This window comes from Paenibacillus baimaensis (genome assembly GCF_025567575.1).
In genome coordinates this window covers 185,206-205,817 of the sequence record NZ_JAOQIO010000036.1, presented here as the reverse complement: position 1 = coordinate 205,817, position 20,612 = coordinate 185,206, and the positions used below count along the sequence as shown (strand labels likewise).

At 42.5% G+C, this 20,612-nt stretch carries 21 protein-coding genes and 2 tRNA genes; 20 read left to right on the top strand and 3 right to left on the bottom strand.

Features of this window, described 5'->3' with window-relative positions; translation table 11 throughout:
- The first annotated feature begins 308 nt into the window (after positions 1 to 308).
- The 8 genes from guaB to OB236_RS13045 all read left to right on the top strand — a co-directional run bounded on the left by guaB (position 309) and on the right by OB236_RS13045 (position 6,954).
- Positions 309 to 1,763: an IMP dehydrogenase gene (gene guaB, locus OB236_RS13080; protein WP_076233601.1), complete on the top strand. Its 1,455-nt coding sequence runs from the start codon at positions 309 to 311 to the stop codon at positions 1,761 to 1,763.
- Positions 1,764 to 1,887: 124 nt separating this feature from the next.
- Positions 1,888 to 3,177 carry a D-alanyl-D-alanine carboxypeptidase family protein gene (locus OB236_RS13075; RefSeq protein ID WP_076233600.1) on the top strand — a complete coding sequence of 430 codons (1,290 nt, stop codon included), beginning with the start codon at positions 1,888 to 1,890 and terminating at the stop codon, positions 3,175 to 3,177.
- A 109-nt stretch (positions 3,178 to 3,286) separates the two neighbouring features.
- Positions 3,287 to 4,168 (top strand): pyridoxal 5'-phosphate synthase lyase subunit PdxS, encoded by an 882-nt coding sequence (pdxS, locus tag OB236_RS13070; RefSeq protein WP_076233599.1) that lies wholly within the window; start codon positions 3,287 to 3,289, stop codon positions 4,166 to 4,168.
- Between the two features lie 23 nt (positions 4,169 to 4,191).
- Positions 4,192 to 4,782, top strand: a complete 591-nt coding sequence (pdxT, locus tag OB236_RS13065) for a pyridoxal 5'-phosphate synthase glutaminase subunit PdxT (RefSeq protein WP_317259339.1) — start codon at positions 4,192 to 4,194, stop codon at positions 4,780 to 4,782.
- A complete protein-coding gene (serS, locus tag OB236_RS13060; RefSeq protein ID WP_262684373.1) occupies positions 4,776 to 6,059 on the top strand; it encodes a serine--tRNA ligase in 1,284 nt (427 codons plus the stop codon). Before pdxT ends, serS begins: the two co-directional genes overlap by 7 nt.
- Positions 6,060 to 6,117: 58 nt before the next feature.
- Positions 6,118 to 6,207: transfer RNA gene (locus tag OB236_RS13055), tRNA-Ser, on the top strand.
- A gap of 240 nt (positions 6,208 to 6,447) precedes the next feature.
- A complete protein-coding gene (locus OB236_RS13050) occupies positions 6,448 to 6,795 on the top strand; it encodes a hypothetical protein (RefSeq protein WP_076233596.1) in 348 nt (115 codons plus the stop codon).
- 15 nt (positions 6,796 to 6,810) lie between these two features.
- Positions 6,811 to 6,954: a small acid-soluble spore protein P gene (locus OB236_RS13045; protein ID WP_076233595.1), complete on the top strand. Its 144-nt coding sequence runs from the start codon at positions 6,811 to 6,813 to the stop codon at positions 6,952 to 6,954.
- Positions 6,955 to 7,125: 171 nt separating this feature from the next.
- Here the strand turns inward: OB236_RS13045 and OB236_RS13040 are convergent, their stop codons facing one another.
- The 3 genes from OB236_RS13040 to OB236_RS13030 form a co-directional block, all read right to left on the bottom strand.
- Complete coding sequence (locus OB236_RS13040) at positions 7,126 to 7,311, bottom strand: hypothetical protein (protein ID WP_076233594.1); 186 nt, start codon at positions 7,309 to 7,311, stop codon at positions 7,126 to 7,128.
- Positions 7,312 to 7,407: 96 nt separating this feature from the next.
- Entirely contained in the window at positions 7,408 to 7,725 is a 318-nt protein-coding gene (locus OB236_RS13035; RefSeq protein WP_262684372.1) for an antibiotic biosynthesis monooxygenase family protein, read from the bottom strand.
- 186 nt (positions 7,726 to 7,911) lie between these two features.
- Positions 7,912 to 8,775 carry an aldo/keto reductase gene (locus tag OB236_RS13030; protein WP_262684371.1) on the bottom strand — a complete coding sequence of 288 codons (864 nt, stop codon included), beginning with the start codon at positions 8,773 to 8,775 and terminating at the stop codon, positions 7,912 to 7,914.
- Between the two features lie 248 nt (positions 8,776 to 9,023).
- Here OB236_RS13030 and OB236_RS13025 point away from each other — a divergent pair.
- The 12 genes from OB236_RS13025 (at position 9,024) to OB236_RS12970 (ending at position 20,552) form a co-directional block, all read left to right on the top strand.
- A tRNA-Arg gene (locus OB236_RS13025) sits at positions 9,024 to 9,100 on the top strand.
- Between the two features lie 264 nt (positions 9,101 to 9,364).
- The gene (locus OB236_RS13020) at positions 9,365 to 10,369 is read left to right on the top strand and encodes a zinc-dependent alcohol dehydrogenase (protein ID WP_262684370.1); all 1,005 of its coding nucleotides are present in this window, start codon (positions 9,365 to 9,367) and stop codon (positions 10,367 to 10,369) included.
- Between the two features lie 12 nt (positions 10,370 to 10,381).
- Positions 10,382 to 11,209 carry a sugar phosphate isomerase/epimerase family protein gene (locus tag OB236_RS13015; RefSeq protein ID WP_262684369.1) on the top strand — a complete coding sequence of 276 codons (828 nt, stop codon included), beginning with the start codon at positions 10,382 to 10,384 and terminating at the stop codon, positions 11,207 to 11,209.
- A 34-nt stretch (positions 11,210 to 11,243) separates the two neighbouring features.
- Positions 11,244 to 12,563 carry an extracellular solute-binding protein gene (locus OB236_RS13010; protein WP_262684368.1) on the top strand — a complete coding sequence of 440 codons (1,320 nt, stop codon included), beginning with the start codon at positions 11,244 to 11,246 and terminating at the stop codon, positions 12,561 to 12,563.
- Between the two features lie 22 nt (positions 12,564 to 12,585).
- Positions 12,586 to 13,458, top strand: coding sequence for a carbohydrate ABC transporter permease (locus OB236_RS13005; RefSeq protein ID WP_262684367.1), 873 nt, complete (start codon positions 12,586 to 12,588; stop codon positions 13,456 to 13,458).
- Positions 13,459 to 13,628: 170 nt separating this feature from the next.
- On the top strand, positions 13,629 to 14,297 hold the full coding sequence (locus OB236_RS13000) for a carbohydrate ABC transporter permease (RefSeq protein WP_262684366.1): 669 nt from the start codon (positions 13,629 to 13,631) through the stop codon (positions 14,295 to 14,297).
- A gap of 111 nt (positions 14,298 to 14,408) precedes the next feature.
- A complete protein-coding gene (locus OB236_RS12995; RefSeq protein WP_262684365.1) occupies positions 14,409 to 15,272 on the top strand; it encodes a sugar phosphate isomerase/epimerase family protein in 864 nt (287 codons plus the stop codon).
- Between the two features lie 6 nt (positions 15,273 to 15,278).
- A complete protein-coding gene (locus OB236_RS12990; protein WP_262684364.1) occupies positions 15,279 to 16,442 on the top strand; it encodes a Gfo/Idh/MocA family protein in 1,164 nt (387 codons plus the stop codon).
- A 32-nt stretch (positions 16,443 to 16,474) separates the two neighbouring features.
- Complete coding sequence (locus tag OB236_RS12985; protein WP_262684363.1) at positions 16,475 to 17,362, top strand: AraC family transcriptional regulator; 888 nt, start codon at positions 16,475 to 16,477, stop codon at positions 17,360 to 17,362.
- A 14-nt stretch (positions 17,363 to 17,376) separates the two neighbouring features.
- On the top strand, positions 17,377 to 18,411 hold the full coding sequence (locus tag OB236_RS12980; protein ID WP_262684362.1) for a TIM barrel protein: 1,035 nt from the start codon (positions 17,377 to 17,379) through the stop codon (positions 18,409 to 18,411).
- A gap of 342 nt (positions 18,412 to 18,753) precedes the next feature.
- Positions 18,754 to 19,704: a carbohydrate ABC transporter permease gene (locus OB236_RS12975; protein WP_262684361.1), complete on the top strand. Its 951-nt coding sequence runs from the start codon at positions 18,754 to 18,756 to the stop codon at positions 19,702 to 19,704.
- Between the two features lie 2 nt (positions 19,705 to 19,706).
- Entirely contained in the window at positions 19,707 to 20,552 is an 846-nt protein-coding gene (locus OB236_RS12970; protein ID WP_262684360.1) for a carbohydrate ABC transporter permease, read from the top strand.
- Positions 20,553 to 20,612 lie beyond the last annotated feature (60 nt).

Below are 20,612 nucleotides of genomic sequence, written 5' to 3'. Positions count from 1 at the left end.
TCAGCGCCAATGGTACTTGAACCGCAGGGTTCTGGGAGAGTAGGACGTTGCCAAGCACAGTAATAAGGAACCTTTTTGGATGAAAATCTGGAAAGGTTTTTTTTATTTAATGATTTCTAGGCTTGTTAGGCTATACTAATAAGAAGTTTTGATGACCTTTTCAAATAAGGTAAGCAATGAAGAAGCATTAAGTGTTGATATTACTTATAGGGACTGTCATAATATATACTTGACATGAAAAAAGCCCTTTTGATAATATTGCAATCATATATTACGGCAGCTACGAAAATTGAAGGAGGATTATGGTTGTGTGGAATACGAAATTTGAAAAAGAAGGTTTAACCTTTGACGATGTGTTGCTAGTACCGAGAAAGTCGGAGGTTTTTGGAAAAGAGATTGATATTTCTACAAAATTAGCTGACAACATTAAACTGAATATTCCCCTACTTAGCTCTGCTATGGATACTGTTACGGAGTCCAAGTTGGCTATTGCCATAGCAAGAGAAGGTGGAATTGGAATTATTCATAAAAATATGTCCATTGCCCAGCAGGCAGAGGAAGTGGATCGGGTTAAACGGTCGGAAAGTGGAGTTATTACGAATCCTTTTTCTTTGACTGCAGACCATCATGTGTATGATGCCGAAGAGTTGATGGCTAAATACCGCATTTCCGGAGTTCCGGTTGTAGATGAGAATAAAAAATTGGTAGGTATTTTGACCAATCGGGATCTTCGTTTTGTTCATGATTACTCCATCCTGATTGGAGATGTTATGACACGTGAGAATTTGGTAACAGCTCCTGTGGGAACTACGCTGAGTCAGGCGGAGGGGATTTTGCAGAAGCATAAAATTGAAAAACTGCCGATCGTCGATGAGAATAATACGTTAAAGGGCCTTATTACGATTAAGGATATTGAGAAAGCTATCCAATTCCCGAATTCTGCGAAGGACAAGCAAGGGCGTTTACTTGTAGGAGCTGCGGTTGGAGTATCCAAGGATGTAATGGAACGCGCAGAAGCGCTGGTTACAGCAGGAATTGATATGATCGTCGTGGATTCAGCACATGGTCATCATATTCATATTCTTCAAACGGTAAAAAAACTTCGTGAGCAATACCCTACTCTTCCTATATGTGCGGGTAACGTAGCTACTGGGGAAGGGACTAGAGATCTAATTGCAGCAGGAGCCTCGATGGTTAAGGTAGGAATCGGACCAGGTTCTATCTGTACAACCCGAATTATTGCCGGTATCGGTGTCCCACAAATTACGGCAATCTACGACTGCGCATCTGTAGCCAGGGAATATAATGTACCTATTATCGCAGACGGCGGAATTAAGTACTCTGGGGACGTTACAAAGGCTATTGCAGCTGGAGCAAGTGCTGTGATGATCGGAAGTCTGTTTGCGGGTACAGATGAAAGTCCTGGTGAATCGGAAATTTATCAAGGCAGAAAATTTAAGGTATACAGAGGTATGGGTTCTTTGGGTGCTATGAAAGAAGGCAGCAAGGATCGTTATTTTCAAGAAAATGAAAGTAAGCTGGTTCCTGAAGGTATTGAGGGACGCGTTGCTTATAAAGGTCCTTTGGCAGATACAGTGTTTCAACTGATAGGTGGATTACGTTCCGGCATGGGTTATTGCGGGGCAAGCACGATTGATGCCTTGATTAATGAAACGTCTTTTATCAAAATTACAGGTGCGGGCTTGCGGGAAAGCCATCCTCATGATGTGCAAATTACGAAGGAAGCTCCGAACTATTCATAATATGAGTAAGCTGTGAGAAGATGGGGCCTTGCTGGCTGCCATCTTCTTGCTTTTGAACAGGCTTGTTGGCTTGTGGTACAATAAGAAATACGTGTTTGTAGAATGAAAATAGGAGTTGATAGTGTTGTTATTGTCGGTAAGACGCGTGTCGATGGTGTTGGCTACTGCACTGCTTGTCCAAATAGGCTCGATGTCGGTGATCCAATCCCAGCCTGCAATGGCGGCCGAAGCGGTTGATTTGAAGCTGGATGCCAAATCGGCTATTTTGATGGATGCTGCCACAGGACAAATTTTATACGAGTTTAATTCAGACACAGCGCTCCCCCCTGCAAGTATGTCGAAGATGATGACGGAATATTTGGTCATGGAGTCAGTAAAAAGCGGTAAACATAAATTGGATGATATGGTTCCAACGAGTCAATATGCTGCAGATGTCATCGGCTCTGGGGATCTCTTGGCATTTAAAGAGCAAGTTAGTCTTAAAGATATGTTCTCAGCGATGTCGATCTATTCGGCAAATGATGCATCGGTGGCACTAGCAGAGTTTATTAGTGGCAGTACTGAAGAAGATTTTGCGAAAATGATGAACGAGAAAGCTAAGCAGTTTGGATTATCAGATCAGGCCCATTTTATTAATGCAACAGGCTTATCAAGGGCTGATCTAGGCAAATATGCACCCAAGGAATTACAGGGCGAAACCATGCTTACGGCAAAAGATGCGGCACTCATAGCTTATAATCTTATTAAAGATTATCCCGAGATTCTGGAGACGACTAAAATTCCATCGAAGAAATTTCGCGAAAAAGATAAAACGCCAATGATAAATTGGAACTGGATGCTGGAGGGAAATAAGGATAATACGAATTTTAAGAAGTATGCATATCCCGGTCTGGACGGATTAAAAACAGGGTCTACCGACGATGCAGGGTACTGCTTTACAGGTACAGCAGTGCGCAATGGGGTCCGTTTAATCAGTGTGGTAATGGGAACTCCAAAAGAACCAAAGCGTTTTGAGGAAACACGCAAGGTGCTGGATTACGGATTTAACAATTTTGAAAAGAAACAGGTGCTTGCAGCGAATTCGGAAATAGATTCGTTAAAAGTGGTAAATATTAAAAAGGGCATAGAACTGCAAGTTGGTCTTGCTACTCAAGAGGAAGTTTCGTTGGTTGCCAAAAAGGGAGCTGCTCCTGAAGAGTTCAAGATTACGGCTGCAGCCGTGGATGAAAGCAAGCTTGTTGCTCCGATCACCAAAGGTGATGTACTCGGAACGGTGAAAGTAAACTACCAGGGGTACGAAAAGACGACGAATTTAATTGCTACTGCGGATGTGGTACAGGCGAGCTGGTTCAGATTGATGTTCAGAGCAATTGGCAGCTTCTTTAGTGATATGCTCGCAGGCGCCAAGTCCTAAGAAATACCTGCTAACGGATTGTATATTCCATGGTATTCCTGTAAAATGATTGTTTAGTGGTTTGTGGATTTATTAAAAATTATCGTATATATGTTTGGAGGAAACGGAAATGGAAACAGGTACATCGCGTGTAAAAAAAGGTATGGCAGAAATGCAAAAGGGCGGCGTCATTATGGACGTCATGAATGCAGAGCAAGCAAAAATTGCTGAAGCAGCAGGAGCTTCCGCTGTTATGGCTTTGGAGCGAGTGCCTTCGGATATTCGTGCTGCCGGTGGCGTAGCTCGTATGGCTGATCCTACCGTTATGGAAGAAGTAATGAAAGTAGTTACGGTTCCGGTTATGGCTAAAGCGCGGATTGGACACTATGTAGAGGCGAAGATCCTTGAATCCATGGGTGTCGATTATATTGACGAGAGTGAAGTATTAACGCCTGCTGATGAGGTTTATCATATTAACAAAAGAGAGTTTACGGTTCCTTTCGTATGCGGAGCAAGGGATCTTGGAGAAGCTTTACGTAGAATTACTGAGGGTGCGTCGATGCTTCGTACGAAGGGCGAGCCGGGAACGGGTAATATTGTAGAGGCTGTTCGCCATATGCGGATGATTGTCGGTCAAATTAATAAGGTGAAATCGATGTCCAAAGATGAGCTCTTCGCTGAAGCCAAAAACATTGGTGCACCTTATGAACTATTGCTGCAAATTCATGAAACAGGCAAATTACCAGTCGTTAACTTTGCGGCAGGTGGTGTTTCCACTCCGGCGGATGCAGCTTTGATGATGCATTTGGGGGCAGATGGAATTTTTGTAGGATCTGGTATTTTCAAATCGGAGAATCCTGAGAAATTTGCCAAAGCGATCGTGGAAGCGACCACGCATTACACGAATTACGACTTGATCAGAGAAGTATCCAAGAACCTGGGTGCTCCAATGAAGGGTATCGAAATTTCCAAGCTGGATGCGACACAACGTATGCAAGAACGCGGCTGGTAAGGATCGGTTAAGAGGTGACAATGATGAAGATAGGTGTATTGGCTCTTCAAGGAGCAGTAGCTGAGCATATACGATTAATTGAAAAGGCCGGCGGAGAAGGCATTATTGTGAAAACCATTCAACAGCTGGATGAATTGGATGGAATCATCATTCCCGGTGGTGAAAGTACAACGATAGGCAAGCTGATGCGGACGTATGATTTTATCGATAGCTTGCGTGCGTTCTCGAAACAAAAAAAGCCGATCTTTGGTACTTGTGCTGGATTGATTGTGATTGCCAAGGAAATCGAAGGGCAGCCGGAAGCTCATCTTGAGCTTATGGATATGAAGGTAGCCCGAAATGCATTTGGACGGCAGCGTGAAAGCTTTGAAACGAATCTGGTTATTAAAGGAATCGCGGACGATGTTCGCGCCGTATTTATTCGGGCTCCTTTAATTAACGAAGTCGGCCAAGGCGTTGAAGTGTTAGCAACTTATCACGATCAGATCGTTGCTGCGCGTCAAGGGCATCTATTGGCAGCTTCGTTTCATCCTGAGCTGACTGATGATGAACGGATGCATGCTTATTTCCTCGAGATGGTACGTGAAGCGAAGCAGGAGGGGTCTCCTTGTTAGATGTGAAGTTGTTCCGAACCGAAGCCGATTTACAACGCGTAGTGCAGGCGATGAAGAATCGCGGCAAAACGCTGGACGATATCAGTCGTTTTACCGGCCTTGATTCGAAACGTAGAGAACTGCTACAGGAAGTGGAACAGTTAAAGAATCGCCGTAATGTCGTTTCTCAAGAAGTTGCCGCTTTGAAAAAGGCCAAGCAGGACGCAGATGCGCTAATTGAGGAAATGAAGGGTGTCGGCGATCGAATAAAGGTGTTGGACGATGAGATTCGTGTATTGGAAGCGGATCTTAACGTTATCATCATGGCTATGCCGAATATTCCAAACACAAATGTGCCTGTTGGCAGCTCAGAGGAAGATAATGTGGAAATTCGCCGTGTTGGCGAGCCCATTGTATTCTCTTTTGAACCTAAGGCTCACTGGGAAATCGGACAGCAGCTGGGAATTCTTGATTTTGAGGCTGCTGCGAAAGTAACCGGCTCGAGGTTTGTTTTTTATAAAGGCCTTGGGGCGCGTCTGGAACGGGCTCTAATCAATTTTATGATGGATCTGCACAGTGATCAGCATGGGTACGAGGAAATGCTGCCACCGTACATTGTAAACCGCGACAGCTTGACTGGAACCGGACAGCTTCCCAAATTTGAGGAAGATGTATTTAAGCTGGGAGGCACCGATTATTTTCTGATTCCGACCGCAGAGGTTCCAGTAACGAATTTTTATCGTGATGATATTTTGACGAGTGAGCATTTGCCGCAAAAATTCGTCGCCTTCAGTGCGTGCTTTCGTTCAGAAGCCGGTTCTGCTGGTAGGGATACCCGCGGTCTGATTCGTCAGCATCAATTCAATAAGGTTGAGCTGGTCAAGCTTACGGCACCGGAGCAGTCCTACGACGAGCTGGAAAAGCTGACTGCTGATGCGGAAAAGGTGTTGCAGCTGCTTGGCCTTCCTTATCGTGTACTGGACCTGTGTACGGCTGATCTGGGCTTCTCCTCGGCGAAAACGTATGATTTGGAAGTATGGCTGCCAAACAGCGGGATGTATCGCGAAATTTCGTCCTGCAGTAATTTTGAGGATTTCCAGGCAAGACGTGCGAATATTCGCTTCCGCCGTGATGCGAAAGCGAAGCCTGAGTTCGTTCATACCTTGAATGGATCGGGTCTCGCATTAGGTCGTACGGTTGCAGCTATTCTGGAAAACTATCAACAAGAGGACGGAAGTGTGACCATTCCAGACGTACTAAGACCTTATATGAATAATCTCACCAAGATCAGCAAATAATTAGTGAGAAAAGCTTGATAATTGATGCTGTTCTGTGATACAATGCTTTTTGTCACCTGGAGAGGTGGTCGAGTGGTTTAAGGCAGCGGTCTTGAAAACCGCCGAGGTCGTGAGGTCTCCGTGGGTTCGAATCCCACCCTCTCCGCCATTTTATTTAAATGGTATGGATTTAGTGATAAGAGCTAAAATGCTAGGCAGCAAAACGCACTTAGATGCCTTGAATGAAAAGAGAATACCCCTTCCCGTTCTACATAGCTGTTCACAGTCGTGTATCCTTTTAAAAAGGGTATGCGGCTTTTTTAATTTTAATGTCTTTTATTGGCTTTTGTATGCAGGTATATAATATTGCGGTCTATCGCACCTTAAAGGGTGTGGAGGTGTTCAATAGATGATAAAGACGGAAAGCTTGGCTATAGACCAAACTCAATTGGTGAAGGCATGGTCAGACGCGATGCCTACTGTATTGAACTTATCGGATCGAGTAGAGGTAAAAGCTGATGAGGCGGACGCAAATGCCCTGTGGGTGAATATTCAGACAGAAGGCCGATCTTTGTATAGTTTTGATTTTAAATGCGTGTACAAGGACTCCAGAGAGGTTAAGGTAGAGTTTATTGATGTTGAGCAGGACGGAGTCCATGTCAATGAGCAGACTGAAATCATTCAAACACTGATTGAGGATTACGTACGTCATATTCATGAATGTGCGCAACAACTGCATGCTGTAACTCATCATTAAGAAGGAGGCATAGGTATGCCAAAAAATATTGCACAACCGGTCCAATCGCCCAGCGGTGACCGAGGGGAAAATGTTGACCATCAACCGAACAAGCCTTTAGCAGGCTCTAAAAAAGTGAAGCAGGCGAACCATTCCCGACATAATCATGGTGAAGGCTAGTTAAGACACAGTGATTTAGGTGCCAGGTATACAAAAAAGACTGTTGAGGCTGCTCAACAGTCTTTTATCCTACACGCTTGTACGCAAAAAAGGTGATAAGGTCGTATACGGCATGTTGGATTGTTCGATTAAACCGACAAAAGGAAAGGCTAACCTCTTACATATCATTTGTTACATGTTATTTGTAGATAAATGCTGGTAACACTCCATCATCATGCTGTGGGCAACATCTTCATTATCGGTATATCCATAAATGGTACCCCCGACAGCCAGTTCTTCACAAACGTCATCAAAAACCGAACAAATGGTGATCGTGAAATCATTATAAACTACATAGAACCGACAAACATCTGACATGTCGCCACACCTCATTCGTATAGTTTCCTCATTCTACCATGAAGAATTTAAAAAGAAAATATAAATTAATGAGGTCTTTAGGATCGAGGTCACATACTAAATAGCGGTTTTAACTGCCCTTATTTCATACATGCTGTGGTTAGAGCTTATAATATGATCTGGTTTAGGCTGGCCTCTGCTTTTCCTATGACCTTCCAGATGGACCTCACTAGTTTCCCATGCTTTCCAGGCTTCTTCTGATTCCCAACGAATCATGATGATAACCTCTTCATCGCCACGTCTCACTTTTTTCACCAGAATGCTTAAATCGATGAACCCGGGAGACTTTTCGACGGCTCCTTCTTGACTGAAGCGATCAACAACTTTATCGGAGGTACCCTCTTTTACAATTATGGTTATGGTTTCAATTAACATGAATGACACATCCTTCATAAGTGGTAATGAATATCTAATATTTTATTGATAAGGATTATCATTGTCAATTGATATATGAGAGACTGTACGTTTCCATAAATAAAAAGAAGACACGGATTAAGGTGCCTTCTTGTCGCTTGCATGATAATCATAAGCGCTAATATAGGTTGAAATGGAATCTAAGATCTATGCCTGCTGCTGTCCGATTGTATTCAGTTCTGCCATATCCTCTGCGGACAAAACAACTTCAGCAGCCTTTGCGCTATTGGCAATGCTGCTGCCACGACTTGCACCTGGTATCGGAATAATCGCAGGAGAAAGCTGCAAAAGCCAGGCCAGAGCAACCTGTTGAGCAGACACCTCATATTTATTTGCTATACGAGAAAGGACGGGATTGCTGCCGATCTGGCCTGCTTTGCTAATACCATTAAGCGGGCTATAGGGTAAAAAGGCGATTTGATTGGCCTCGCAGTATTTGAGAACATCGATTGATGAATGATCAAACAGATTCATTCGGTTTTGTACGCTGGCAACTTCAATGATCCCTTTGGCCTCCTCCAGATGGGCTACAGACACATTAGAAAGCCCAGCGTGAATCAGCTTGCCTTCCTTTTGCAATTCAGCCAACGCGCCAAGAGATTCTGCAAAAGGAACTGCGGGATCGGGACGATGGAATTGATACAATACGATTGAATCCAAACCGAGTGCCAATAGACTATCCTCGCAAGCTTGACGCAAGTAGTCCGGATGACCGTTCGGTTCCCAGCGTCCATCAGGGCGTGTAAGGCCGCCTTTAGTGGCAACTATCGCTTGGGGATGCTGCTGCAAGGCTTTGGCTAACAATCGTTCATTATGCCCAAAATCATCGTTATTCAAGCAGTAAGCATTGGCTGTATCAAAAAAGGTAATCCCTTGTTCGAGAGCAGTATGTATGGTCTTGATGCCTTCTTCTTCTGAAGGTCTACCGCTGATCGATAAAGGCATACCTCCCATTCCGATAGCGCTAACAGAAAGGCCAGTCGAGCCTAATTGACGGTGTGGAATTGTCATATTCTAAATTCGCCTCCAATAGATCGTGATTTAAGCTGTATTCAGTACAATAGAAGCAGGTGAAGATGATATACAGCTTAATCTATTGTACCAAGTATTTCCATAAGATATAAGTAGTTAAGATAAACTGCGTTAGTTACTTTGATGTAATCGTAAATCAATTCGATACAGGTGGTGAAACTGGTTCAAACAAGTTTGGACTGAGACTTTTTTCTGACGATGCTTTGTGGTACAATATTAGTTACCGCGTGCCCGTAGCTCAGTAGGATAGAGCGATAGTTTCCTAAACTGTAGGTCGGAGGTTCGATCCCTCTCGGGTACGCCATTTCAACCATTCTTATTGATAAGACAAGCCACCTTTAGCGGGTGGCTTTTTTGTGTTGTTCCAAACTAACTGCAAGAGAGTGTCAGCCTTCCTCGAACCCCAACAAGATATAAGCTGAATGAGAGCAACTTAGAAATCGTAGCAAGCTGCTGAAAGATTTTAAAATCGTATTTTTCGATAAAAGATCGTTATTTCTAGTAAAGACACCCTTAATAAATTCATCTATACTCAATTTTGAGAAGGATCATAAAGGGAGTGCATGCGATGAATAACAGAAAGATAGTATTTGATAGTCCGTGGCAGGTGGAAACTATAGAAGAGAATTTCATTAAACAAAGCCTTAAAGAGCAGGAGGTTCTTGTAAAAAAGATATTTTCACTAATTAGCCCCGGAACGGAGCTAGCCATGTTATCCGGTAAAGAAAGCTGGGCTCATTTACCAACCACTCCTGGATATGCATCTGTGAGCAAAATAGTTGAAGTGGGGAACGGCATAAACAATTTTAAATCAGGTGACATTATTTTCCATTATGGAAATCATTCTGAGTTTCAAATTGTTTCTGTAAAAGGGACTTTTCTAAAAGTTCCGGAATACCTCGATTTAAAATGGGTACCCTTCACTCGTATGGCAACCGTAGCATTTACTTCAGTTCGCGTTTCCAAAATTGAGCTTGGCGACTTTGTAAGCGTTACCGGACTTGGGCTTGTTGGAAATATGGCGGCTCAGTTGGCGCAATTACAGGGTGCCAGTGTTATAGGGATAGACTTATCGAAGGAACGGCTTCGGATTGCCAATGAATGTGGTGTAAATTACACCCTTGATGGCAAGGAAGGAAATAAAGAACAAATTACTGAAATCACTAATGGTATTGGAGTATCTACTCATATTGAGGCATCGGGCTTATCTCAAGTAGCAGTAGCAAGTCTTGACTGGATTTCAAAGTTAGGTGAAATCATTTTTCTAGGTACTCCCCGTGGTGAATACGATACGGATGTGACCGACATTTTTAACTACTGCCACCTTTACGGTCGAGGCTGTATCACTTTTAAGGGAGCGCATGAATGGCGCTATCCAATTGAACCCAACGAGTTTGTTAAACACTCTTTAGTCAGAAACTCGAACATTGTATTTGAGCTTATGAAACAGAAGAGGCTGCAAATCGAGCCATTAATTAGCCATGTGCTAAAACCGGAGCAAGCAAAAGAGGCTTATGAAGGATTGAGAATCAATAAAGATCAGTACAATGGTGTTCTCTTTGACTGGTCATAAGGGGAGGAAATCATGATCAAAGGATTAACCCGTTCCGGATTAGGGGTATTTAGGGATGATGAACAGTACATTACGAGGGCTGCCCAATTTGGATTTCAGTCAGTAGATCTTGATCCGTTGGAACTAATCCAGCAGTATGGTGGCGACTACTCCAAGCATTTGTTAGAAAGCAATCGGGTGATTGTCGGAGCATTTGGTCTAACTGTTGATTGGCGAACGACTGACGAGCAGTTTCGCGAAGGACTTAAGTCTCTGGTCGAAACCGCCGAAGCGGCAGTCTCCATGAATTGTTTCAAGTGCTGCACTTATATTTTGCCGTCTACCGACCAGAATGCGGCTGCATTCATGACGACTGCAACACGACGAATAAGGCTTTGCGCCGATATTTTAGGAGCTTTTGGTATCCGATTGGGCCTGGAGTTCGTCGGAAGCCATCATTTGCGGACCAAATGGACCCATCCTTTCATATGGAGTATGGCTGATACTTTGGATTGGATCGATACCATTAATTCGAAAAATGTAGGCCTGTTACTTGATTCTTATCATTGGCATACGAATGGTTTAGATGTCCAGGATCTATTGAATTTAAAGCTGGAGCAAATTGTTCACGTCCACATAAACGATGCCTACAAAGTACCTATTGAAGACCTGCTGGATCATGAACGTCTGTATCCAGGGGAAGGGGGAATCAATCTTGTTGGCTTTTTAAAAAGTTTGAAAACGATAGGATATTCGGGGGTTGTGGCGCAGGAAGTTATATCATCGACGTTGAGCCAGGACTCAACAGAGCTATTGACTCGATCGAAGACGGCTTTTGACAACGTTTTTGGAAATATTTGAAAGCACTTTCATTTGAAAATATGGAGGGGTTAAAATGAAATTTCGAAAAAAAAAATTTACAACTATTCTGGTCATTTTGTTGATTGTCGTAATAAGCTTGTCTGGGTGCGGGAAAGCACTACCCGGCAATGAAACCGGTCCTGCCGGCAAGATTAAGCTGACCTTCGGACATTTTAAAGTGTCAGAGTCGAAGGGTGACCAGTTATTTAGACAAACGCTGGAGGCGTTTAGAAAAGAACATCCTGAAATCGATTTGGTGGAAGAAGCCATCGCCCACGATCCGTACAGGATTAAGATGACGACTCTTGGCGCATCTGGTGAATTGCCCGATTTGTTTATTGCCAATGGCTCCATGCTGATTGACTACATTCCAAAAGGATATGCCGGAACTTTCAATGAAGCTCTGGATAAAGACCCGCAATGGAAAAACAGCTTCTTGCCTAACAGTTTCGATGAATTCAACACCAATGGAAACATTTACGGAGTACCTATTCAAATGTTTTCAGTACATGTGATCTATTATAATAAAGATATTTTTGACAAAGTGGGCATCACCTCATTTCCCCAAACATGGGATGAGTTCCTAGCAGCAATCAAAAAACTAAAAAATAATAATTATATTCCAATTACAATGGGAAATAAATCGAATGTACCGGTAGGTTCGACCTTATTTGGCACATTGGCTGACCGCTTTACGGGGGTTGATTGGTTCAAGGCTCAAAAGGCCGGTACTGCAAAATTTACGGATCCGGATTTTGTAAAGGCATTGGCAACACTGCAGGATCTGGCAAAAATGGGCGCATTTAATCCGGATATCAATAGTATTGACGGTGATCAGGCCAACACACTCTACTTTAACAAACAAGCAGCCATGACCATTAATGGTGCTTGGACAACTGCCGCTATTACGGAAAATGCGCCTGATGATATTAAAAAGGCTACGTTATTGGCTACCTTACCGCCTGTTCCGGGAGGAAAAGGAGACCCAAAAGCAGTTGCCGGGGGATCCGGTTGGTCGTTAGGTTATAACGGAAAGTTAACCGGAGAAAAAAGAGATGCGGCTCTGGCAGTAATTAAAAAGCTTTCCGACGAAGCTTATGGCAAGCAGCTCATCGAAAGTAACGGTCAACCTGCGATAAAAGTCTCGAGCTATGATCAAAACAAAGTCTCTTCGCTAGGTCAGCAGTACTTCAAATTTGTAAGCGACAAAAAGTATACACCGATCTATGATATCCAATTAAGTCCAGCATTGGTCGAAGCGATTTATAAAGGAATTCAGGATCTGCTGATTGGCACAGTCACTCCAGAGGATCTCGCCAAAAAAATTCAGACTGTTCGAGACTCCCAGAAATAGTAGTGAAGGAGTAGATAATTGAATGAGCAGCAGAGTGTTCAAGTTGAAAGCGGGGCCAATGTTTCGTTATTTGGTTCCTATCTTCCTTATTTATATATTTACAATCATACTACCCTTAATGCTCTCTATTTATTTTAGCTTATTGAATGAATCCGGAACCAAATTTGCGGGATTAGACAATTATCTGGCATTGGTTAAGGACCGTGATTTCTGGTATTCATTCAAAAATAATTTAATCATTGTATTGTTTTGTGTTCTAGGGCAAGTCGGAATTGCGTTCATCCTGGCATCTTTGTTTATGTCCAAAATATTGAAATTTTCCAGACTGCACAGGTCTTCCATTTTTTTACCCGTTGTATTAGCTCCTGTAGTGGCAGGATACTTATGGTCGCTCATCTATAATTACCGACTCGGCTTATTAAATCGGTTTCTAAATCTTATGGACATACCAAGCATTCTTTGGTTGGATGAGCCCAAGTATGTGATATATGCCGTTTCGATTCCTTTAATATGGAAGTATATTGGCTTGTATCTCATCATATTTTTGGCGGGTATGCAGAATATCTCGAAAGATGTATTAGAAGCTGCAGATATCGATGGCGCAAGCTGGCTGCAAAAAACAGTTTACGTGATATTCCCGTTACTGAAAAATGTCATACGAGTAGCTCTGATCCTGTGTATATCCGGGACCATGAAAGTATTTGACCACATTTACGTAATGACAGGCGGGGGCCCCGGAACAAGCTCTATGGTGATGGCCCAATACGCATTCAATAATGCCTTTACCATGGGCAAATTGAGCTATGGAAGTACCATCTCCATAGGTATGATGATTTTATCCGCAGTCACCATCTTTGCGATATCAAAACTTATTAATGCTGGGGGAAATAAATGAACAATCCTACGAATATATCGTTGAAGTTTTTTCATGTATTTACGAATATTTTCGTTTTATTATTTTCATTGTCTGCCCTGTTTCCAGTTATATGGATGTTGTATACATCTTTAAAAAGCAATAAGGAATTCAGTCTAAATATTGTGTCATTACCCTCGAACCCTACTTTTATGAATTATGTAAATGCTTTTAAAGTAGGCAAAATTGAATATGCCGTATTCAGCAGTTTGTTTAATACCATTATTGCCGTACCGTTGATTGTCTTGTTTTCCTTTATCCTTGGTTACTTTTTTTCGAGATTTCAGTTTAAAGGTAAGCTTGTCATGTATATCATTTTCTTATCAGGGATGATGATCCCTCTTCATTCATTACTTGTCCCTATTTTTGTGCAATTCAAATGGCTGGGAATGTTAGATAATCGATTTACCTTAATTCTGCCGTATATTGCATTTAATCTGCCTGTGGCAATTTTCTTGTTTGACAGTTTTATCAAAGACATTTCAACTGAAATTGATGAGTCAGCCTATATGGATGGGAGTTCATTCGATAATACGATGTTTAAGATTATTTTCCCAATTTGTCTTCCCATCATGTCAACTGTTACGATCCTTAGCGTTTTAGGAACATGGAATGAGTTCTCCTTTGCCTTAGTATTGAATAAAACGAAAGAATTGTTCACTCTTCCTATCTGGCTAACGTTTTTTAGCAGCCAATTTACTACCGACTACACAGGTAAAATATCCGGTCTTGTCATTACTTCGCTCCCTACTATTATTTTGTATCTGTTCTTTAGCCAGAAAATCATGACTGGGATGACAGCAGGAGCCGTAAAAGGATAGTCAGTATCGCAGTTTTTGATAAAAACTCATTCTTATCGCTAAAGACAGTCCTTTAGCATGATTTTATAATAATAAAGAAATGTAATCTAAAATTTAAATGGAGGCATATACATGACCGAATTTATCGGGAAGATCGCCGTACACGCCATTACTTGGGGACAGGATCACTTCAAAGCTCTCGAGGAGGCTTCGAGGCTAGGTTATAAAGCGATTGAACCTTGGCCTTCCCTTGCTCTTGCGTATGAAGATCGAACGGAGGAATTGAAAGAAGTTTTGGCGCAGCACAGCCTTGTAATGACCGCTTTATACGGAGGGGCATCTGGTGAGACGAAGCGCAAGTTTATTGATCCATCCAAACGGCAGGATATTATTGAGTACAATGTCCGCTTGGCCAAGATTATTTCGAAGTGCGGAGCCGCACATCTGGTTTTTGGCCCTGGAGGTCCGCGTCAGAAACCATCCACTTTGGAAGAGTTGAAGGAAGCTGCGACTACAATAAATGAAGCTGCCAAGCGAACTTATGAACTTGGGGTGAAAGCATGCGTTCATCCTCATCTCGGAACTGAGATTCAAGATGAGAATGAATTAGACATTCTAATGAGCTTATGCGATCCCAATGTAGTGTTTTTTGCTCCTGATACAGCTCATTTAACGGGAGCCGGAATGGACCCTGCAGCAATCATCCGAAGATATGCAGAACGTGTTGCTTATATTCACCTCAAAGATTTGACTTCAAAGGATGCTACAATAGAGGATTTTCCAATGCTGATCGGTAATGAAGCGCTTCCTTTATTTTGCGAGCTTGGACTGGGTACGATCCATTTCCCTCCTGTCGTAGAAGCATTAAAAGAAATCAACTATACAGGCTGGGTTACAGTTGAAATCGATAAATCGACCAGTACTCCTTACCGAAGCTTAGAAATTTGTCGTGATTTCGTAGAACATCATTTACAAATTCCTGTTAGAGGAGTGTGACTCACAATGAGTCATAAGCAGAAAGTTCGCATTGGTATGATCGGATACAAGTTTATGGGCAAAGCTCACAGCCACGCTTATCGAGATCTTCCATTTTATTTTGATTTGGGTATTGAGCCTGTTTTGCAGACTATGGTTGGCCGTGACAAGACTTCCGTCAAGCTTGCATCCGAGAAATTCGGATGGTTATCGTATGAGACAGATTGGCGCCGTTTGATCGAAAGGGAAGATATTGATGTCATTGATATCGGGACTCCCAACAATACGCATGTTGAAATTGCCATAGCTGCAGCAGAAGCAGGAAAGCATATTATTTGTGAAAAGCCATTGGCTCTTAATACGCAGCAAGCTCTAAATATGTTGAAGGCCGTTCAAAAAGCCGGAGTCATCCATATGGTTTCCTATAATTATCGATTTGTACCCGCGATACAATATGCCAAAAAATTAATACAAGATGGGATGTTAGGGGAAATCTATCATTTTAGAGCTCAATATTTGCAAGATTGGATTATGGATCCAGGCTTCCCGTTAGTGTGGCGTTTGCGTAAAGATGTATGCGGTTCAGGATCATTAGGCGACCTTATGGCACATTCTATCGATTTGGCCAGATTTCTTGTCGGTGAAATCAAAGAGGTCACCGGGATGATGGAAACCTTCATCAAGAAGAGACCATTAGGTGAAATGTCAGGAGGATTAAGCGCCAGTATAAGCGGAGAATCATTCGCTGATGTGGATGTGGATGACGCCGTTGCTGCAATGGCAAGATTTGAGAACGGTGCTGTTGGTGTGTTCGAAGCTACCCGGTTCGGAAAAGGGAATAGAAACGGGAATCGACTTGAAATAAATGGTTCGAAGGGCTCGATTCGGTGGGATATGGAAAGTATGAATACGCTTCAGTTATACTTGGAAGAGGATACGCCGGGAATGCAGGGATTTAGATCCATTAATTGCACTGAAAGCGTTCACCCCTATGGCGAGGCCTACTGGCCGGCAGGTCATATTATAGGATATGAGCACACCTTTATAAACCTGATGCATGATTTTATGAAGGGGATATTGACAAATACAAATCCGAATCCAAACTTTGAGGACGGCTACCGGAATCAAGTGATTTTGGATGCGATAGAGAAGTCCGCGTCAGCTGGAAAATGGATGAAAATTAAGTATTAAGGAATATTAGTATGGATGTTGGAGGGGATATAATGGAACCATGGATGAATACTATTACGCCTTTCGTGAGGTCTGTGAAGATTCTTAAATCTTTCTCTCTAGCAGGGGAGTGGATGGATTACGACCATGTTTTTACTTATATCGAACAAGGAGAAGCGGAGTTTTTTTTGGATGGCGTAAAATACTATGTTAAAGAAGGCGACATTCTCCTCATGCATCCATACATGTCACACATTATTCGATCTACTTCAACATTTCCTTTAATTCAATATATTTTCCATTTTGATTTGTATTATGATGAACAACGAGTTGTATGGAAAGAGACCGGTATAACCATGGAACAGCAAAAAATAAGAGTGGAGAAGGAAATGCAGTTTACTTCCATAGCTCCAATAGCCCATGTGCATCTATCGGACCGCATAGATTTAAAGAAAAGATTTTTAATTATGTACAAGGAGTTTTTGGATCGAAACACAGGTTATTTGTTGATCATGAAATCGATATGTTTGGAATTGTTAGTTCTGTTTTTAAAGGGTCAAGCGGAGCCAAAGAAAAAAGAAGGAAAAGTGACTAAGGGCTGGGCAATAATCGAAAGCACGATTAATCATATCAATGAACGTTATTGGGATCCTGAGTTAGATAATGCTTCAATAAGTAAACATGTCGGCATATCGACCAACCATTTATCTTACTTGTTCAAAGAAGAGCTTGGAATTACCATCCATAAATATTTGACCCACATAAGAATTGAACAATCCAAGATAAAAATCATTGAAGGCAAGAAATCATTAACAGCGATTGCTGAAGAATCAGGGTTCTCAAGCATTCATCTATTTAGCCGGTCATTCAAGGCTACGGTCGGTATAATGCCAAGTATGTTTGCAGCGACTCAATCGAAGGTTATAACAAAGTTACAATAAGAAGGAGATTAGCTATGACCCTATTTAAGTTTTCTGTTGGCCCCTGGAACGTCCACGAAGGAGCAGATGCATTTGGACCTGAAGTAAGAAGCTCCATTTCATTCGAGCATAAAATAAGGAGATTCAAGGAAATTGGCTTCTCAGGTATCCAGTTTCATGACGATGATGCTGTTCCTGATATGAATAATTTATCTGAGGAGCAGATTAAGTCGCATGCTCGTGACCTCAAGCATTTTCTGGATACACAAGGACTAGAGGCAGAATTCGTGGCCCCTCGTTTGTGGATGGATTCTCGGACTATTGATGGGGGATTCACCTCCAACTCTGCAAGCGATCGGGAGTTTGCTTTATGGAGGGCACTCCGGTCCATTGATATCGCTAAACAATTGGGTTCCAATAAGCTCGTTTTGTGGCTCGCACGTGAAGGAACTCTCTGTGCTGAGAGTAAGGACCCGGTTTTGAGTTTACATCGATTGAGAGAAGCGGTCAACGCCATACTGGAGTATGATCCTCACATCAAAATCTTGATTGAGCCCAAGCCCAATGAGCCTATCGACCGAAGCTTTATTCCCACCGTCGGACATGTCCTTGGATTTGCCAACGGAACTAAAGACCCCAATCGGGTAGGGGCGCTTCTGGAATCAGCTCATGCTGTGCTCGCCGGGTTAGAACCGGCATTAGAGATGGCTTTCTGCTTGGCACATAATAAACTGTGGGGCGTACATTTAAATGACCAAAACGGGTTGCGTTATGACCAAGACAAATCATTTGGTGTGGAAAATATCCGTTCCGCCTTCAACCAACTCAAGGTGCTTATCGACAATGGATACGGCAAAAACGGGGAATACATTGGTCTTGATGTAAAGGCAATGAGAACACAATCCATTGAGGAATCATTTTGTCATTTGGAAAATAGTTTGAAAATTGTTAAAATGCTGGAGTCTAAGGTCAATCGTTTTAATAAAAATGTGTTGAAGCAATACCAGGAAACGAGAAACTATGAAGCGCTTGAAATGTATGTAATGGAACTTTTACTAGGTGAGAAATAAAGAAAGCTGGAGCATGGCACAAAAGATGAATATGAAAAATGATTCGGAGTGCCTGATGATGTAAACTAAGCGTTGGATACTTATTCGCATTTATTATCAAATATGCAGGTCGCGGCGGAATTAAGCGTTAACTGTCGGTTAATATATTAATGATACGAAATAAACGGACCTCCTGCGGAAAATTGCGGGAGGTTTTTTCTTATGGAATCCCGCTGCCAACATCTGCCTGACGGCCCATAGTGTTCATATGCGAAAAAGAAGTGTTCATTCCTCTCATTTTCGCATCACGCCTATTCTTTTATACTGAAAGAACAAGTTACTTTTGGAAAAAAGGTGGGCACTATGCATACACAACCAACGATAATTCCCTCAAAAAAGCTTCAAAAAAAGGCTCCTTTCACCCTAAAGGGTCGCTGGGAATCACCCATTGCCGGTTACTTATTCATCTCCCCATGGCTTCTTGGATTCTTGCTGTTAACCTTGTGGCCTATGATCCAGTCCATCTATTATTCATTCACTAAATTTACACTGCTGGATGCCCCAGAATGGGTTGGCTTGAGAAATTATGAGCGCATCTTTGCCGATGATGATATTTTCGTTCAGTCACTCCAAGTGACCCTGCTGTTTGTTGTTCTTTCGGTGCCGATCAAGCTATTTAGCGCTCTAATGGTCGCGATGCTACTCAATAAGAAAATCAAAGGTATTTCCATCTACAGAACCTTTATCTACTTGCCCTCCCTTATCGGAAGCAGTATTGCTGTCGCTGTGCTGTGGAAAAATATTTTTGGTATCGATGGATTCATCAATAAGTTTCTAAGTGTGTTTGGCATCAAAGGCATCAGTTGGATCAGTAATCCAAGTACTGCTCTCGCTACACTCATTATTTTAGTTGCTTGGCAGTTCGGCTCGTCAATGGTTATATTCCTTGCAGGCTTGAAGCAAATTCCTGCTGAATTATATGAGGCTTCCTCCGTAGACGGTGCTTCGAAGTTCAGACAGTTCTTTACGATAACCATTCCTATGTTATCACCTGTACTGCTATTCAACCTGGTGCTGCAAACGATCGGTTCATTTCAAATGTTTACGCAGGCCTTCATCATTACTAAGGGGGGTCCGGTGAACTCCACCTATATGTACGCTTTATACTTATACGATCGGGCCTTTTCCCGATATGATATGGGCTATGCTTCCGCACTGGCCTGGATCCTACTTGTGATTATCGCGATATCTACCGCATTAATCTTTGCCTCGTCCCGGTATTGGGTATTCTATGAGACAGAAGGGAGAAAGTAATAATGAGTCCTACACTGCGTCGAACAATCAGTTCCCATCTGTTTTTGTCCTTGTTTAGTATAATCATGGTTTATCCGATTTTGTGGTGGGTTGGAGCCGCGTTCAAATCCAACGAAGAAATGAGTTCACCAAGCTTATTTCCAACACAATGGCTGTGGAGCAACTTTACTGAGGGGTGGGTAGCTCTTCCCAAATATACCTTCACTCATTTTTATATGAATACGTTCGAATTGATTTTTGGATTGTTAATCACCTCGGTGATTTCCTGTTCTTTGGTTGCTTTTGGTTTTGCTAGATTGGATTTTCCGCTTAAAAATATGTGGTTCTCCATTCTCATGGTTACGCTGATGCTTCCGAATCAGGTGACGATGGTTCCGCAGTATATTATGTTCAACGTATTTGGCTGGGTAAACTCCTACCTGCCGTTCTACGTTCCTCACGCACTGGCAGGAGGAATAGGCGGTACGTTCTTTATTTTCCTGCTGGTCCAGTTCATCCGGGCGATTCCTAAAGAACTGGATGAGTCGGCCAAAATGGACGGCTGTACCTGGTTCGGTATCTATTGGAGAATCATAATGCCGCTTACGAAGCCGGCGCTAGTAACGGTTACGATCTATTGCTTTCTGTGGAACTGGGATGATTTCTTCGGACAGTTGCTGTACATCAATTCCGTGGATAAATATACGGTGGGGCTTGCGTTGAAATTGTTCGTGGATAGCCAGTCTGCTCTCCCTTGGGGACAGCTTCTTGCGATGTCATTTCTGTCCATCGTACCTGCTTTGATCCTCTTCTTTCTGGCTCAGCGTCATTTTGTGGATGGCATTGCTTCGGGTGCGGTGAAGGGGTAGAATAAGATCACATTCGTATTGTGAGTAAGGGAAAGCTGCGCTTGAAGGCAGCTTTTTTTC

What these genes read in the sequence shown, in the direction of transcription:
- pdxS (WP_076233599.1), top strand. Translation starts at nt 3,287, where the DNA reads ATGGAAACAGGTACATCGCGTGTAAAAAAAGGTATGGCAGAAATGCAA.
- pdxT (WP_317259339.1), top strand. Translation starts at nt 4,192, where the DNA reads ATGAAGATAGGTGTATTGGCTCTTCAAGGAGCAGTAGCTGAGCATATA.
- OB236_RS13050 (WP_076233596.1), top strand. Translation starts at nt 6,448, where the DNA reads ATGATAAAGACGGAAAGCTTGGCTATAGACCAAACTCAATTGGTGAAG.
- OB236_RS13045 (WP_076233595.1), top strand. Translation starts at nt 6,811, where the DNA reads ATGCCAAAAAATATTGCACAACCGGTCCAATCGCCCAGCGGTGACCGA.
- OB236_RS13040 (WP_076233594.1), bottom strand. Translation starts at nt 7,311, where the DNA reads ATGTCAGATGTTTGTCGGTTCTATGTAGTTTATAATGATTTCACGATC.
- OB236_RS13035 (WP_262684372.1), bottom strand. Translation starts at nt 7,725, where the DNA reads ATGTTAATTGAAACCATAACCATAATTGTAAAAGAGGGTACCTCCGAT.
- OB236_RS13030 (WP_262684371.1), bottom strand. Translation starts at nt 8,775, where the DNA reads ATGACAATTCCACACCGTCAATTAGGCTCGACTGGCCTTTCTGTTAGC.
- OB236_RS13020 (WP_262684370.1), top strand. Translation starts at nt 9,365, where the DNA reads ATGAATAACAGAAAGATAGTATTTGATAGTCCGTGGCAGGTGGAAACT.
- OB236_RS13015 (WP_262684369.1), top strand. Translation starts at nt 10,382, where the DNA reads ATGATCAAAGGATTAACCCGTTCCGGATTAGGGGTATTTAGGGATGAT.
- OB236_RS13010 (WP_262684368.1), top strand. Translation starts at nt 11,244, where the DNA reads ATGAAATTTCGAAAAAAAAAATTTACAACTATTCTGGTCATTTTGTTG.
- OB236_RS13005 (WP_262684367.1), top strand. Translation starts at nt 12,586, where the DNA reads ATGAGCAGCAGAGTGTTCAAGTTGAAAGCGGGGCCAATGTTTCGTTAT.
- OB236_RS13000 (WP_262684366.1), top strand. Translation starts at nt 13,629, where the DNA reads ATGAATTATGTAAATGCTTTTAAAGTAGGCAAAATTGAATATGCCGTA.
- OB236_RS12995 (WP_262684365.1), top strand. Translation starts at nt 14,409, where the DNA reads ATGACCGAATTTATCGGGAAGATCGCCGTACACGCCATTACTTGGGGA.
- OB236_RS12990 (WP_262684364.1), top strand. Translation starts at nt 15,279, where the DNA reads ATGAGTCATAAGCAGAAAGTTCGCATTGGTATGATCGGATACAAGTTT.
- OB236_RS12985 (WP_262684363.1), top strand. Translation starts at nt 16,475, where the DNA reads ATGGAACCATGGATGAATACTATTACGCCTTTCGTGAGGTCTGTGAAG.
- OB236_RS12980 (WP_262684362.1), top strand. Translation starts at nt 17,377, where the DNA reads ATGACCCTATTTAAGTTTTCTGTTGGCCCCTGGAACGTCCACGAAGGA.
- OB236_RS12975 (WP_262684361.1), top strand. Translation starts at nt 18,754, where the DNA reads ATGCATACACAACCAACGATAATTCCCTCAAAAAAGCTTCAAAAAAAG.
- OB236_RS12970 (WP_262684360.1), top strand. Translation starts at nt 19,707, where the DNA reads ATGAGTCCTACACTGCGTCGAACAATCAGTTCCCATCTGTTTTTGTCC.